We start from the raw sequence: 15,126 nt of genomic DNA, 5'->3' as shown, positions 1-15,126 counted from the left end.
GCACGGCCCATAAAAAGGCACTGGGCATAAAGTAAGCTGCCACAACGACGACGAGGACGATATACGTTAAATTCTTCCCAACAAAACCGCTTAATTTTCCGATGAAATCCATCATAGTAAGGCACATCCTTTCACATTACATTAAATAGTATACAAATACGCAAACGGATTTGATGGAGCAAAAAAAGGCTTTGCCTCTAAAAAAGAGACAAAGCCTTCACTCTGCGGTACCACTCTTATTGTCATAACGACCACTTTTCCAGCATCTCCGGATATTCCCTTCCAATGCCTGGCTGGATAACGGTTGCCTGCCGGCTGCGTCTACTGGCAAATCTGCGTTCGGGCAGCAGCTCCTGGATGATTTTTCATGTCCGTATTCCATCCTGCCTCTCAGCTTTCAGCAGGTCTCTGTCATGGCGTTCCCGACATTACTTCTTCCATTCAACACTGTTCTGTATTTGTTGTTGTAATTATACAGCCATTGGAATCAGTCGTCAATAGATTATTAAGTATATTTCCATGTTTTATCATTAAGTTAAGTTTTACAAAATGTAATGCCGTTTATTATAACGTTTAACTTAAGGTAAATAATTATTTATGCCAAAATATCCGCCACTTTTTGCTGTAAAACCGGCACGACATCGGCTTTAAACCAGGGATTAGATGCCTGCCAGCGGAAATTCAGCGGGCTGGGATGGACGAGTGGGAAATAATCGGGCAAATAGGCTTCGAAGTTTCTTACCGTCTCGGTCAGGTTACGCCCCTTCCTTCCTTTTAAATAGTAATCCATAGCGTATTTCCCAATCAGTAAGGTCAGGGACAGGTCGGGCATGAGAGATAAAATATCAGGATGATATTCAGCGGCAATGAATTTGCGCGGCGGCTTATCGCCTGTTTTCGCCTTGCCGGGGTAGTAAAAGTCCATGGGCATGATGGAAACGGCTGTTGAGTAGAAAACAGAGGAGTCGATTCCCATCCATTCCATCAGGGTTTCCCCGGACTTATCATGAAAAGGAATGCCCGACTCTTCTACCTTTCGCCCCGGAGCCTGTCCGATGATCAAGATTCTGGCTTCCTCGTGAATCTGAAAGATAGGGTCAATCCCCCGTTCCGTATAGTCTTTGTTCCGTTCATCTTGGCGAAGTTTATCAATGATGTCCTGCAAATTCATAACATATTCCCTCCATTCGATAAAAAGGCAGAAACCTGATTCCAGATCTCTGCCCACAAAAGATTATATCAAAAAGCTGTAGTATATGATGGGTATGAATAAGGCCGGCAAAAAGTCAGCGACCTTAAATTTCGTCAGTTGAAGCAGATTGAGGGCAATGGCCAAAATCATGAGGCAGCCGACGGCATTGAGTTCGCGGACGACATCGGGTGTCATCAGCGGCAGCAAGAAGGTCGCTAATACATAGAATATCGTTTCATAAACAAAAAGTACAATCCCCACGGGGACGACGCCAAGTCCGTATAAGGCGCCGAAAATAAAAGACGATACGGCGTCGATAGCGCTTTTAAAATAGAGTAAGTCGTTGCTCCCCAGGGCGGCCTGAATGGGTCCGATAATAGCCATCGCACCGATGGTCTCCATCATGGACAAGGTCACAAACCCTTTGACGAATTTAGAATCGTCGCCGCGGCTCAAATGCTTTTTAAGGAATTCCCCGAATTGATTCATCCGGTCTTCAATTCGGATGGCCGTCCCGAGGACCGTACCGATAATCATACTGGCCAAGACGAGGAGCATATTCTGACTTTGGACGGCCCCTTGAATCCCCATAGCCGCCAGTCCCAGGGCGATGACCCACAGAACGGGAGTCGTAAATCGCTCAGATATCCGATTTTTTAATCCGACCCCAATAACTGCCGCCAGGGATGAGGTCACTGCGTTGACAATAACACCGATCATAAACTTGCCTCCTGACTTTTAGACTACGTTCATTATAGCAAAAAAAGGTGCTGCCGAACATCAAGCAACACCTTTTTATAAAACAAAATACGTTTACGCCATTACTTATGAGCCGGCGACAGCGAAGCACCTGTCGTCTGCCTGTCATCTGCTTCATAATTATCATCAAAACGTTTATTCAGGTAGTTGACATAGAGATACGCAAGGCCTGCCCCTGAAATATTGTGCCAAGCGCTGAAAATCGCGCCGGGGACCCCTGCCATGGGAAGGGCGGCAAAATGGGTTTTGGCAAGCCCCGTGGCCAAGCCCGAATTCTGCATGCCGACTTCGATGGATACAGCAACCATCTTTTTCCAGCTCATGCCGCAGAGGTGACCGATAAAGAATCCCAGGGCATAGCCGAGGCAGTTATGCAAAATGACGACTAACAGGATAAGGCCCGAGCTGTTGAGGATGGAATCGCGGCTGGCACCGATGATACCGGCGATGAGGAAGGAAATAGCCATGGCTGACACGGCCGGAAGATAGTCGAGAGCAGCTCCGGCAAGCTTCGGCAGAAAGCGCTTGACTAAAAGCCCCAAGGCGATAGGAACGATGACGATTTGTACGATGGATAAGAACATGCTGACAGGATTAAAGGAAATACGCTGACCGATGATCAGATACGTCAAGAGGGGCGTCAAGACCGGAGACAATAAGGTCGAAATACTGGTAATGGTGACCGATAAGGGAACGTCGCCTTTACTCATGAAGGTGATAACATTGGACGACGTACCGCCCGGGCAGGTCCCGACGAGGACGACGCCTGCCGTCAGAGCCGGATCAAGGCGAAATACGGTCGCCAGGACGAAGGCCAGGAACGGCATGACGAAATACTGGGCACAAACGCCGAAAAATACGTCCTTAGGCTGCTTCAAAACGAGGACGAAATCGCTGGCGCTCATGGTCATGCCCATGCCAAACATGATGATGCCCAAGAGAACCGACAAGACGGAAATGCCGCCGACATGGCCTAAAACCCAAGAAAAGCTCGTCGGCATCGTAAGGCCGATGATGAGAAAGATGATGGCGATGACGCCAAAAAACTTACCGATGAGAGCACAAACCTGTTTCATAATAAGCCCCTTTTCATATTATTTTATATTCAGATAAAATAAATCTCCTGCCCCATTCCCTGCGCAGCATAAGCGAAGGGCACGGAAGCAGGAGATAGCATTCAGTCTTACTGCATGACAGCGCCGGTATTGGCCGACGTAACAAGCTTAGCATACCGTGACAAGTAGCCCGTCTTGACCTTCGGTTCCGGCTGCTTCCAAGCAGCTCGGCGTTTAGCGAGTTCTTCATCGCTGACTTCCAGTTCCAGTTTACGATTCGGAATGTCGATAGAAATCGTATCGCCGTCGTGAACTAAGGCCAAGGGACCGCCTTCCATCGCTTCCGGTGAAATGTGGCCGATGCAGGCACCGCGGCTGGCACCGCTGAAGCGGCCGTCCGTCAAGAGGGCGACTTTCAAGCCCATGCCGGTGATGACTGCCGTCGGATTGAGCATTTCTCGCATGCCCGGCCCGCCTTTCGGCCCTTCATAGCGGATGACGACGACGTGCCCTTCTTTGATGTCGCCGCGGATGATAGCTTCGATAGCATCTTCTTCAGCATCGTAGCACTTGGCCGTTCCCTTATAGACCAAGAGGTCTTCATCGACAGCACTTTCTTTGATAACCGATCCTAGGGGTGCTAAATTCCCTTTAAGGACAGCAATCCCCCCCTTATTCATATAGGCATTGTCGACGGAGTGGATGACATCCCGATTGAGGACTTCCGCATCTTTAATGCGGTCGCCTACGGTGCCGGTAATGGTCTTAGCGTCGGTGTGAATCAAGCCCAACTTCGAGACTTCCTTCATGACGGCGCAGATACCGCCGGCTTCATCGAGGTCCTGCATATGATAGGTTCCGCCGGGGCTCATCTTGCAGATATAGGCAGCCTTGCGGCTGATGGCATCGAACTCGTCGAGGGACAGCTGTACCCCAGCTTCATGGGCAATGGCCGGCAGGTGCAGGGCCGTGTTGGTAGAACCGCCAATAGCCATGTCGACGGCAATGGCGTTTTCAAAAGCTTCGAGGGTCATGATATCCCGAGGCTTCACATCGCGGCGGACGAGGTCCAAGACGACTTCACCGGCTTTTTTGGCCAGCATGCGGCGAAGGCCCGTATAAGCAGCGGGGATCGTCCCGTTGCCGGGAAGGCCCATGCCCAAGACTTCAGTCATGCAGTTCATGGTATTGGCCGTAAATAAGCCGGAGCAGGAACCGCAGCCCGGGCAGGCGTGAAATTCCATTTCATGCATTTCTTCAGCCGTCATCTGGCCGGATTCGACCTTGCCGGCGGCTTCAAACATCGTGCTGACACTGATATTGCGGCCCTTATAGCGACCGGCCAGCATGGGACCGCCACTGACGACGACAGTCGGGATGTTGAGTCTGCCCGCAGCCATGAGCATGGCCGGCACGATTTTATCGCAGTTCGGAATGAGGACCAAGCCGTCGAAAGCATGAGCCGTCGCTACGGCTTCGATGGAGTCGCAGATCAACTCGCGGCTCGAAAGGGAAAAACTCATGCCCCGATGACCCATGGCGATGCCGTCACAGACGCCGATAGACGGAAATTCGATAGGCGTACCGCCGGCAGCGGCTACCCCAAGTTTAACGGCCTGGGCAATTTCGCCTAAGTGGACGTGCCCCGGAATAATTTCATTAAAGGCATTACAGATGCCGATCAAAGGCTTCTTCAAATCCTCATCACTATAGCCCATGGCATGGAACAAACTCCGATGGGCCGTTCGGGTAACCCCTTTTTTTACAACATCACTGCGCATAATATCCATCCTCTCTTTATACCGTACTGGCAGCAGCATATCTATTACATATCCTTCACGGCCGTTTCCCCTCGAGAGAGAGAAATCTGGCCCGTCCGGGCAATTTCAATGATTTCATAGTCTTTCAGCATTTCAAGCAAGGCTTCAATACGATCTTCCCGGCCTGTAATGCGCATGGTCAGCGAATGTCGCTGGACATCGACAATCTTAGCCTTGAACAAATTCGCAATATTGGTCAATTCTTCCCGGATTTCGGGCGTCAGACTCCGTATCTTGATCATGGCCAGTTCATAACTGACAAAGGGGGCGTCATCAAGGTTTACCACCTTGATGACGTCGATGAGTTTTGACAGTTGATTAACGGCTTGGTCGAGTTCCCATCGGTTTTCGACGGACACGACGATATTGATGCGGGTCACATCGGATTCCTCCGTGTACCCGGCGTTAATACATTCAATATTAATGGCTCTGCGGCTGATGAGGCCGGCGACGTGTGTCAGTACGCCGGGCTTATTGTCGCAAAGTAGTGCCAGGTGCTGTTTCGTCACTGGCCTTCACCTCCCAATACCATTTGATCCAATCGTTTTCCGCCGGGAACCATGGGATACACATTTTCATCAGGCGGAATGAATACATCGAGCAGGGCCGGTCCCTCCGTTTGGAATAACCAGGATACGGCTTCATCCAGTTTTTCCGGATTGCGGACACAGGAGCCGGGAACACCCATGGCTGCTGAAAGGGCCGTCAAATCCGGATTGTCGGCAATGACCGACTGCGAACAGTGACCACTGTAAAACATGCGCTGCCACTGATTGACCATGCCCAAGACGTTGTTGTGGAGAACGACGACTTTGACGTCGACACCGTACTTATGGAGTGTGGCAAATTCCTGACAGTTCATCATGATGCTGCCGTCGCCGGTAAAGAGGACGACCGTAGATGAAGGACAGCCGATTTTAGCACCCATGGCTGCCGGAAGGCCGTACCCCATCGTCCCCAGTCCCCCGGAGGTAACGAAATGCCGCGGTTTATTCAGGTTGAAGAACTGGGCCGACCACATTTGATGCTGGCCGACGTCGGTAACGATGATAGTATCCTCATCGGTCGCAGCCTGAACGGCATTAAAAATCGCCTGCGGAGAGATGGTTCCCTCCAGATGACGGGTCGCAAAGGGATGGGCCTTCTTCATGGACAAAACGACGTGCCGCCACCCTTCATATCTTTCATAAAGGGACTGTCCATAAGGTTTCAGCCCCTCACAGAGCCGCGGCAGAGACCAGCGAAGATCGGCGTTGACACTGATATCGGCATGGACGATCTTATTGATTTCAACCTTATCGATATCGAAGTGGACGATGGTTGCCTGCGGCGCAAAATTCGCAGCGTCGCCGGTAACGCGGTCATCAAAGCGGACGCCGACGGCAAGGAGCAAATCGCACTGGGTAACGGCCATATTGGCGGCGTAAGAGCCATGCATGCCGACCATTCCCAAGTGGCAATCCCAATCATCAGGGATACTGCCCTTCCCCATGAGCGTCGTTACGACCGGTATCCCGAGCGGCTGCACAATAGTGCGCAGGGTTTCTGCCATTTCCGATAAGATGACACCACCGCCGGTGAGGAGGACCGGCCGTTTTGCCTTAGCCAGGGACTTAACGGCACGGACCACATCGTCTTGGCAGCCTTCCTGATTGCCGCTGTAACCTCTAAGGTGAACATCCTTTGGATATTCAAATTCAAAGGACGTGTCGAAGACATCTTTGGCAATGTCGACCAGGACCGGTCCCGGCCGGCCTGTCGAAGCGATGTAGAAGGCCTCTTTCAAGACCCGCGGCAATTCTTTGACGTCCTTTACGAGATAATTATGCTTGGTAATGGGCGTCGTGATACCGGAAATGTCAGCTTCTTGAAAGGAGTCACGGCCGATGAGTGGCGTCGCGACCTGACCGCTGATGATAACCAAGGGAATAGAATCCATATTGGCCGTCGCAATGCCGGTCACCATGTTGCAGACTCCCGGGCCGGAAGTTGCAAAGCAGACTCCGGTGCGCCCCGTCACTCGAGCATAACCGTCGGCAGCGTGAACAGCTCCCTGTTCATGTCCCGTCAAAATATGAGGGAACTGCGCTTTATATAATTCGTCGTATAAGGTTAGGACGGCTCCGCCGGGATAGCCGAATACGACATCTACACCTTCTCGCTTTAAGCATTCAAGGACAGCTTGTGCGCCGGTCATGTTCATTCTATTCACCTCGTTATCATGTCATTAAGAGCATGGTCTATGGACCATGAAGAAATTAGTCGTTCTGATCGTTGCTGTGGAGCCAGGGCATCATGGCGCGAAGCTTTTCACCGACCTGTTCGAGAGGATGTTCCGCGTGCTGACGGCGCATAGCTAAGAAGTGAGCCCGGCCGCCGGCCTTGTTTTCGAGGAGCCAATCTTTGGCAAAGGCACCGGACTGGATGTCGTTGAGGACGTCTTTCATGGCCTGCTTCGAAGCCTGGGTTACGACGCGGGGGCCGGCCGTATAATCGCCATATTCCGCCGTATCGCTGATGGATTTACGCATCTTGGCCATGCCGCCTTCATACATGAGGTCGACGATCAATTTCATTTCATGGAAGGTTTCAAAGTAAGCGATTTCCGGCTGATACCCTGCTTCGCAGAGCGTTTCAAAACCGTTGGTGATGAGCTGGCAGATCCCGCCGCAGAGAACGGCCTGTTCACCGAAGAGGTCCGTTTCTGTTTCTTCCTGGAACGTCGTCTGGATGACGCCGGCACGCGTTCCGCCGATACCGCGGGCATAAGCCAGGGCTAAATCAAAACAAGTTCCCGTCGCATCCTGTTCAACAGCGAATACGTCCGGAACGCCGCCGCCTTCTACAAAGGTACGGCGAACGAGGTGACCGGGTCCCTTCGGAGCTACCATGAAGACATCGACGTCAGCCGGCGGGACAATCTGTTTGAAGTGCACGTTAAAGCCGTGAGCAAAAGCAAGGGCACTGCCGGATTTTAAATTCGGAGCGATTTCAGAAGCATAGACATCCGCCTGTTTTTCGTCCGGAATGAGGACCATGGTAACGTCCGCTTCTTTAACGGCTTCGGCAACGGTCTTGACTTCAAGGCCGGCTTTTTTTGCTTTTTCGACAGATTTACTGCCTTCGTACAAACCGACGACGACGTCTACGCCGCTTTCTTTCAAATTCAAGGCATGGGCATGACCCTGGCTGCCATAACCGACGACAGCTACCTTCTTACCTCTCATGACATCCCAATTTACATCTTGATCATAAAAAACCTTTGCCATAATAACATCGCTCCTTTGAGTATAAAATAATTTATTCTCGTTGGAATTTAGAGATGCGTCGAAAGAGGTAACAAAAAAACTCCTATCCCTATGAGGGACGGAGTTTTTATTCCGCGATACCACCCTGATTCCCGGCTCATTGCTGCGCCAGGCTCTCTACAACGTACCAACATACGCGTTTCCTATAACGTGGAAAAGTCGTCAGTGCTTAGTATACTTCAGCACTCCTCTTCAGGGATGATTTTCAATCGATCTTCACTATCGGCTCGCACCACCCGCCGACTCTCTGAAAGTATCCGAAGGACCTACTCTTTCCCGTCATCAGATTTTACTCTATGCTTTTGCGAGCCCTTATCAGTTCGGCTCGTTTGAAAAGCTTGAACACATTCTACAAAATGACGCCTCGTTTGTCAATGATTTTTTTGAAATTAATTTGAAATTCTTTAGTTAAACGCTTGACTTCCTAATATTTTTAGGAGTCCCGATTGTTGAGGTACCATTTCACAAATTGCTGGGCAATCCGCCCGTTGCGGCCGGAATGTTCCATCTCCCAGCGCAGCCCTTCGATTCGCAGCTTTTCCGGAGCGAGATCAATGCCGGCTTTTTTCAATTCATGGCCAATGATTTCCAGATATTCATCCTGCGTCGGCGCTGCGTAATGAAGGATGAGGCCGAAACGGTCTGATAAAGAAATGGCTTCATTGGTGTTATCGTCACGGTAGACTTCTTCCCATTCATCATTGCGGTCATGCCAGGTCTCCTTGAGCAGATGACGGCGATTGGAAGTTGCATAAATAACCACATTTTTGGGCTGTGGCGTAACACCACCATCCATGGCCGATTTCAGGTACTTATAAGACGCTTCATTTTCATCAAAAGACAGGTCATCGAGAAACAAGATGAAACGCTTGCTGCCGATAGCGCCCAACTTTTCCATCAGGGGCTGTAGTCCCTGAAGCTGGTCACGCTGAAGCTGAACCAGGCGCAGTCCTTGTTCATGATATCGTGAGACCAAGGCTTTGACTGCCGTCGACTTGCCCGTACCGCGAGATCCCGTAAGGAGAACGTTATTCGCTTCTTTCCCGCTGACAAAAGCCGCTGTATTGGCCATGAGTTTTTCCTTCTGGGCAGCATAGCCAATGAGATCATTCCAATCGAGGTGCGGGAAATTTTCAATCCCGATGAGCTGGCCGTCATCAGACAACCGAAAGGCCATGAAACGAGCAAGTTTCCCGCGGCCGAAGGCGGCATAGTAATCGAGCAGGACGGCCGTGGCTTTTTCCGGCGTATCCGCCCCTTGAAAAGCTTTCTCTAAGGACCGAATGCAGGCGTCGTTTGTGACGGAAGCCGGCTCATAATCATCTAAATATTCGATATCAAAGAAGTCAGAAGGCTGACGCTGTAAGTACGGAAATATCAGTTTCATATCGAAAGCCAAAGCCCGAGTCAGTCCCGTACCTGCGGTACCGACCCGTTCCATAACATCGGCAGCTACCGTACGTCCCTCAGAAAAAAGGTATAAAAAATACTGGCGCAGCACATTGCCCTGAAGCCCCAACCGTTCAGCCGCTTCCAATAAGGCGGCCGCACCGGCTCGCCGTGAAAACGAAGCCTCTTGATCCGTATCTTCCTGAACATCCATCAAGGCCTTGATGACAGGATCCTTCAAAAAATCCCGGCAAACGACGAGGCCTCGTAAACTTTCACACTTCATAGAACCATCTCCCCCTTGCGGCACAGCTTTTGACGTCCGCAGTATTTGGGCTATTATACTTCCAGAATGGACAGCGGTCAAGAAGCAGATCACCATCTATGCATAAATAATACAATTTTTATCAAAAGTTATCCACTAAGGCATCGGCCATGCGGCACATACGAACAATAGGTTTTACATCATGAACACGCATGATAGTACATCCCGAAAGGACTCCGGCCACACAGGTCGTCCCCGTCCCTTCCATCCGCTCCGTTACGGGCAGGTCGAGGATCTTTCCGATAAAGCCCTTGCGGCTCGTCCCCAGCAGCATGGGATACGGCAGGACCGTCAATTCGCGCAGATGCTTCATGACATAGACGTTCTGTTCAAAAGTCTTGCCAAAACCGATGCCCGGATCGGTAATGATTTGGTCTTGACGCATCCCGGCCCGGTCGGCAATCATGGACGAACGAATAAAGAAGCGCTTCATATCGCCTATGATGTCGCCGTATTCCGTGCTGTCCTGGTTGTGCATGACGACGACGGGGACGCCGTGTTTTGCAGCAACTGAAGCCATTTTCCCCGGTTCCGGCCCATACTGCAGGCCCCAAATGTCGTTCATGATATGGGCTCCCGTGCTCATGGCATAGTCTGCCGTTTCGGCTTTATACGTATCGACAGAAACGGGCACCGGACAAGCATCGACGAGGCGGGGCAGTATTCGTTCCAATCGTTCAATTTCTTCAGCCGCCGAAATCGGCGTAAAGCCCGGGCGGGACGATTCAGCACCGATATCGATAATATCGGCCCCATCGGCAACCATGTCTTCCATATGGCGTAAGGCCGCGTCGATATCATTCCACTTGCCTCCATCCGAAAAAGAATCAGGCGTATAATTTAAGACCCCCATAATCAGCGTTCTTTCTCCGACAGTCAGCGTTTTTCCATCATTCCAGCGATAGTGACGAATTTCCATGGTAACTCCTCCTATAAAAAAAAGAGATAACTCGGGCGCCCAAAAGGACGCACAGTCGTTATCCCTAAAAAAAGTCCGTAACCTGTACGTTACTATGTAGTATACTAAAATAAGGACTTCCGGGCAATAAGGCCATTCTCAAAAGGCACTTGTTTTTCAGTAAAACACTTCTCTCAATTGAATATATGAAACAAGGCCCTTTGTTGACGTAAAGTATGTATATGATATACTAAAAGGGGTTTATATTTACGAATTACAAGACAAAGGGGGATTTGTTATATGAAAAAGACGCCTGTTATCTTCATCGGACACGGAAGCCCCATGCTGGCCATCGATGAAAATGATCTTACGCGCGAAATGCAGCGAATCGGCGCCGACATTCTAAACAGCCCGGAAAAGCCAAAAGCCATATTAGCCATATCCGCCCATTGGTATGCGCCGGGTACATATATTCAAAGCGCCGAAAAACCACGTCAAGTATACGATATGTACGGCTTCCCAGAAGAACTCTACCAGCTTAAATATCCCGTCAGAGGCTGTTCAGACCTTACGAAAGAAGTCTGTGACCGCCTGGGCAGCGACGTTTCTATCAACGACAGCTGGGGCATCGATCACGGAACCTGGAGCGTCATGGTTCATATGTTTCCCGATGCTTCTATCCCCGTCGTACAGCTTTCGGTAAACAGCCATCTGAGAACGGAACAGTGTGTCGAAATCGGGAGAAAACTAGCCCCCTTGCGTGAGCAGGGATACCTGATTTGGGGCAGCGGCAACATCGTCCACAACCTGCGGCGAATCGAATGGAACAACCGCGGCGGTTCCGACCAGGCAGAACACTTTAGCCAATACATCGTAGACAACGTCCTTAACGGCAATATCGATGCCGTCATCAACTACCAAGAACACGAAAACGCAGCCTACTCCGTTCCTACACCGGACCACTATATGCCGCTGCTTTACTGTCTCGGCGCCGCCGGAGAAGATTCGGCCACCGTATTTAACAACACCTGCACCATGGGGTCTCTCTCCATGGCCAGCTTCGTGTGGGCTTAAAGATTTAACTATATTTAAGACTTAATCATACAAAAGGCGATTCACTCTGTTATTTCAGAGTAAATCGCCTTTTTATGTGTGAAATATAATTTAGCGTTCCCGTAAGTATGATATGGAATGCAATATCATCAATGCCGCTTTGATTTTCTTAAAATAACCAACTTTATACGACCGGTTATTTTATTCCAAGCAAGGTTAGCATAAGCCATGGCGAGGCATAATAGACCATATACTGCACGCCTGTATGGACACCAAAATATCTGTTCAAAATACCCCCAAACACAGCAATAGTCACAGCAATGGAAATACCTACCAGGCCTGCTTCAAAGTACGATATTACGACAATCAAACCGGCAAACATGCTGATAATAGCTTCCTGGCTAACATGTTTCAATACCCAAGCACTAGCTTTCCGTGCATAGTTCATCGAAAAAGGGTAGGCAACCAGAAAAGCAACGAACAACCCAATATAACCATAAACCAAGTAATCTACAGGGGTTAAAAAATTATGTAAATTATGAACCGGCTGTGCTGAAAAAACAGGCGGTGCATTAAACAATGGCGCTGCTGGTCCCAATCCAACGGGACTGAGTGGGATACCAAAAGCAAGCAAAGGAATGACCGTTTCTGCAATATAAGTGGCTTCTGTCGTGCCATTCATAACTGCCAGCGTTGTCGTCATCCGTTGGTATAACCCTTTTATTCTGGTACCTACAAATTCCCCCATCATAACGGTCATGCCAACAGGGCTGAACGTAAATGTAAGTGCTGAAACAGCCGCAGTCAACGCATTGTATAAAATCTGATGCTTAGATAGAATTTTCACTGGATTGGGAAAGTATCCCTTCCATGTTTTTAACTCCGGAGCAAGCCAAAATTCTCGTGCCTGACTTCTTGCTAAAAGATGGCGCGATCCCGGGAATAATATGGTCATTAAATCCGCAAACATCGGACCAATCGCAATCCCAAGAAACATACTAATAAATACGCCATGCCCAATACTTGCAATAGCCATTTTATTTAACCCTTGGACAAAGAAGGCGAACGGAATCAGAGCAAACAAACTGGCCCATCTGCCTTGAGAAGTATAGGCAATAATAATAGCTGCTACAGTAAATACAACGGGAGCCCACGCTTTAACAATATCTGCAAAGGGTGCTAATAAAGAAGCAAAGCCCACACTGATTGGCAAGGCTAAAAAAGCAGCAATAATCCCGCCAGATATCATTTTACGAAGAGCAATATGCGGAACTCCCAGTTTCCTCAAAACAGAAGCATCTTCAAGCATGGGGACGGCCATTGTATCTCCCGGCACCCCCATTAGAGCTGTGGGGATGGCATGTACCATGTGTTTAGAAATCGCAGCGGCCATAAACCAGGAAAAAATGGCTACCGGTGGGACCCCTAACAAAACGATTAATAGGGTAAGAGGAGCAATGGTTGATGTTTCATCCGTGCCAGAAATTAAACCGACACCGGAAAAAATGATGCCGCCAGCTAATGCCATCCCTAAAGCCCACAATAAATCACTGACAACAAAACCCTCCATCATGTTTCATCTCCTTTTAAGGCTTCCGACGATTTATTTTTATCGTGTCCATAGAATAATTCATATAGTTTCAAGTCTTTCATTTCTTGCAATACTTTGGCATCTGCATATTTTAACTCTTCTTGTTCCTTACTTATATCAACATTTAATTCGTTCAATACTCTGTCCCGATCTTTTTCAGAAAATTCTTCTTCGTTCAGTGTCCGTTTGGGCTTAAATAACTTTGCAGATACGACGGCAGAAATAACGCATCCACCAATCCCAAATAGTAACGAATATGCAGAAACTAATTTAGGTGCTATTTCCGGAGCCTGTGTAATAATTATTTCATGGGCTCCTAAATAACAACTAATGCTTATAACAATTCCTATGACGATTCCCTTCCCTAAGTCATACAGATCAACCGTATCACCCCAGATGTCAGCCAAACACGTCTTTTTCATTGCGGGAACCTCCTTTAATTACATTCTTGTAATCAAGTCTTTGGCATATTCTACAGATATGTTTTTATCCGCAATCATTTTATCAACGACAGCTTCTAATACATCTCCCGTAGCTCCAGCGACTGTTGCAATATTTCTAGCATGAAGTTTCATATGACCTTTTTGGATTCCGTCAGTTGCTAACGCACGCATGGCTGCAAAATTTTGTGCCAAACCAACCGCGGCAATAATACGAGCTAACTCTTCTGCCGTTTTTACACCCAATATTTTAATAGCTGTCTGTGCCCCTGGATGAATTTTAGTGGCACCGCCAACTAATCCCACCATAATAGGAAGTTCAATCGATCCAGTCAGATTCCCTTCATCATCCTTTTCCCACCGGGTCATCGAGGTATATTTTCCATATTTATAATACATGTAAGAGTGTGCTGCAGCTTCCATCCCACGCCAATCATTGCCAGTTGCAACTACAACCGGATCCATTCCATTCATAATGCCTTTATTACTGGTAGCCGCCCGGAAGGGGTCCGCTTCAGCAAAAGCATAGGCATCTATCATTCCATCAACAACAGAGTCTCCACCGATAGCCTCTTTAGAAAAAGTAGCAGTTGCTCGTGCCAACCGATACGCAGCTAAATTCGATAATATACGCAACTTCACCGTTCCTTTAGTAATTTTTTCAATCAATGGCGCTACCGCTTCTGCCATCGTATTAACAGCATTAGCTCCCATAGCATCACCCGTATCAACAATCAAGTGTACTACAACCATCGGGCCTATAATCGTTTCAATAACACGGACTTCCACATCTTTAGCTCCACCTGTAATTTTCACCAATACTGGATCTTTTGCATTAGCTTGATCAATAATTTCTTTTTTATGGTGTAAAATAGACTGACATGCAAAATACGGATTTGATACCCCTACAACTTGGACTTGGGCAATCATAATATTTCCCGTATAGCTGGTATGAAACCCACCACTAGATCTTGCCATTTTAGCTGCATTTGAAGCTGCAGCGACAATAGATGCTTCTTCTACAACCATAGGAATGAGGCGTTCCTGTCCGTCAATGATAAAATTCATAGCCACGCCCATAGGCAGTTGATAAGTACCAATTACATTTTCAATGCAGTGATCCGCTATTGTATCGGAAAGTGCTCCCGGCTTTGTAATCGTATTTAATTCATCAGCCGTTAAGTCTGAAAATTCAGCAACTTCCATTGCCCGTTGTTCCATTGTGAGTTTGTGAAATCCCGAATATTGATTTGTTTTCATGATAATTTCTCCTTAACTAAAGTTTAAAATTTATAA

13 protein-coding genes and 2 other annotated features are annotated in these 15,126 nt (G+C 48.5%); of the genes, 1 reads left to right on the top strand and 12 read right to left on the bottom strand.

All coding sequences use genetic code 11. The features are described from left to right. Positions 1-201: 201 nt before the first annotated feature. Positions 202-454 (bottom strand) — a binding site (T-box leader). Positions 455-595: 141 nt separating this feature from the next. The 9 genes from UCI88_RS06405 to folP all read right to left on the bottom strand — a co-directional run bounded on the left by UCI88_RS06405 (position 596) and on the right by folP (position 10,767). Further along, positions 596-1,171 (bottom strand): uracil-DNA glycosylase family protein, encoded by a 576-nt coding sequence (locus tag UCI88_RS06405; RefSeq protein WP_256179625.1) that lies wholly within the window; start codon positions 1,169-1,171, stop codon positions 596-598. A gap of 63 nt (positions 1,172-1,234) precedes the next feature. After that, complete coding sequence (locus tag UCI88_RS06400; protein WP_256179624.1) at positions 1,235-1,912, bottom strand: DUF554 domain-containing protein; 678 nt, start codon at positions 1,910-1,912, stop codon at positions 1,235-1,237. A gap of 101 nt (positions 1,913-2,013) precedes the next feature. Beyond that, the gene (locus UCI88_RS06395) at positions 2,014-3,027 is read right to left on the bottom strand and encodes a bile acid:sodium symporter family protein (protein WP_044505338.1); all 1,014 of its coding nucleotides are present in this window, start codon (positions 3,025-3,027) and stop codon (positions 2,014-2,016) included. A 107-nt stretch (positions 3,028-3,134) separates the two neighbouring features. Next, the gene (gene ilvD, locus UCI88_RS06390; RefSeq protein ID WP_044505337.1) at positions 3,135-4,787 is read right to left on the bottom strand and encodes a dihydroxy-acid dehydratase; all 1,653 of its coding nucleotides are present in this window, start codon (positions 4,785-4,787) and stop codon (positions 3,135-3,137) included. Positions 4,788-4,831: 44 nt separating this feature from the next. Continuing rightward, on the bottom strand, positions 4,832-5,335 hold the full coding sequence (ilvN, locus tag UCI88_RS06385) for an acetolactate synthase small subunit (RefSeq protein ID WP_044505336.1): 504 nt from the start codon (positions 5,333-5,335) through the stop codon (positions 4,832-4,834). Next, complete coding sequence (gene ilvB / locus UCI88_RS06380) at positions 5,332-7,029, bottom strand: biosynthetic-type acetolactate synthase large subunit (protein WP_256179623.1); 1,698 nt, start codon at positions 7,027-7,029, stop codon at positions 5,332-5,334. Before ilvB ends, ilvN begins: the two co-directional genes overlap by 4 nt. A 55-nt stretch (positions 7,030-7,084) precedes the next feature. After that, positions 7,085-8,095, bottom strand: coding sequence for a ketol-acid reductoisomerase (gene ilvC / locus UCI88_RS06375; protein WP_044505335.1), 1,011 nt, complete (start codon positions 8,093-8,095; stop codon positions 7,085-7,087). Between the two features lie 90 nt (positions 8,096-8,185). After that, positions 8,186-8,426, bottom strand: a binding site (T-box leader). A gap of 141 nt (positions 8,427-8,567) precedes the next feature. After that, positions 8,568-9,809, bottom strand: coding sequence for an ATP-binding protein (locus UCI88_RS06370; RefSeq protein ID WP_256179622.1), 1,242 nt, complete (start codon positions 9,807-9,809; stop codon positions 8,568-8,570). Positions 9,810-9,930: 121 nt separating this feature from the next. Continuing rightward, complete coding sequence (folP, locus tag UCI88_RS06365; RefSeq protein ID WP_256179621.1) at positions 9,931-10,767, bottom strand: dihydropteroate synthase; 837 nt, start codon at positions 10,765-10,767, stop codon at positions 9,931-9,933. Between the two features lie 279 nt (positions 10,768-11,046). On the opposite strand from folP, the gene ygiD reads away from it, so the two are divergent. Further along, entirely contained in the window at positions 11,047-11,820 is a 774-nt protein-coding gene (ygiD, locus tag UCI88_RS06360; protein ID WP_044505332.1) for a 4,5-DOPA-extradiol-dioxygenase, read from the top strand. A 175-nt stretch (positions 11,821-11,995) separates the two neighbouring features. Here ygiD and UCI88_RS06355 read toward each other — a convergent pair whose 3' ends face one another. From UCI88_RS06355 to UCI88_RS06345, 3 genes are read right to left on the bottom strand one after another with little or no spacing between them, the layout of a single operon-like run. Beyond that, positions 11,996-13,372, bottom strand: coding sequence for a tripartite tricarboxylate transporter permease (locus tag UCI88_RS06355; RefSeq protein ID WP_218055549.1), 1,377 nt, complete (start codon positions 13,370-13,372; stop codon positions 11,996-11,998). After that, complete coding sequence (locus UCI88_RS06350; RefSeq protein ID WP_065360986.1) at positions 13,369-13,812, bottom strand: hypothetical protein; 444 nt, start codon at positions 13,810-13,812, stop codon at positions 13,369-13,371. Before UCI88_RS06350 ends, UCI88_RS06355 begins: the two co-directional genes overlap by 4 nt. An 18-nt stretch (positions 13,813-13,830) precedes the next feature. Beyond that, positions 13,831-15,090, bottom strand: a complete 1,260-nt coding sequence (locus UCI88_RS06345) for a hydroxymethylglutaryl-CoA reductase, degradative (RefSeq protein ID WP_302357101.1) — start codon at positions 15,088-15,090, stop codon at positions 13,831-13,833. Between the last annotated feature and the right edge of the window lie 36 nt (positions 15,091-15,126).

It is taken from the genome of Megasphaera massiliensis, assembly GCF_036305205.1.
Classification (GTDB): Bacteria; Bacillota; Negativicutes; order Veillonellales; family Megasphaeraceae; genus Megasphaera; species Megasphaera massiliensis.
This window is presented reverse-complemented; position numbering and strand designations above follow the sequence as displayed.

Bases quoted from the DNA above. Each gene is read 5' to 3' on its own strand.
- ilvD (WP_044505337.1), bottom strand. From the start codon at position 4,787: ATGCGCAGTGATGTTGTAAAAAAAGGGGTTACCCGAACGGCCCATCGG.
- ilvC (WP_044505335.1), bottom strand. From the start codon at position 8,095: ATGGCAAAGGTTTTTTATGATCAAGATGTAAATTGGGATGTCATGAGA.
- ilvB (WP_256179623.1), bottom strand. From the start codon at position 7,029: ATGAACATGACCGGCGCACAAGCTGTCCTTGAATGCTTAAAGCGAGAA.
- UCI88_RS06350 (WP_065360986.1), bottom strand. From the start codon at position 13,812: ATGAAAAAGACGTGTTTGGCTGACATCTGGGGTGATACGGTTGATCTG.
- UCI88_RS06355 (WP_218055549.1), bottom strand. From the start codon at position 13,372: ATGATGGAGGGTTTTGTTGTCAGTGATTTATTGTGGGCTTTAGGGATG.
- UCI88_RS06345 (WP_302357101.1), bottom strand. From the start codon at position 15,090: ATGAAAACAAATCAATATTCGGGATTTCACAAACTCACAATGGAACAA.
- UCI88_RS06400 (WP_256179624.1), bottom strand. From the start codon at position 1,912: ATGATCGGTGTTATTGTCAACGCAGTGACCTCATCCCTGGCGGCAGTT.
- ygiD (WP_044505332.1), top strand. From the start codon at position 11,047: ATGAAAAAGACGCCTGTTATCTTCATCGGACACGGAAGCCCCATGCTG.
- folP (WP_256179621.1), bottom strand. From the start codon at position 10,767: ATGGAAATTCGTCACTATCGCTGGAATGATGGAAAAACGCTGACTGTC.
- UCI88_RS06395 (WP_044505338.1), bottom strand. From the start codon at position 3,027: ATGAAACAGGTTTGTGCTCTCATCGGTAAGTTTTTTGGCGTCATCGCC.
- UCI88_RS06370 (WP_256179622.1), bottom strand. From the start codon at position 9,809: ATGAAGTGTGAAAGTTTACGAGGCCTCGTCGTTTGCCGGGATTTTTTG.
- UCI88_RS06405 (WP_256179625.1), bottom strand. From the start codon at position 1,171: ATGAATTTGCAGGACATCATTGATAAACTTCGCCAAGATGAACGGAAC.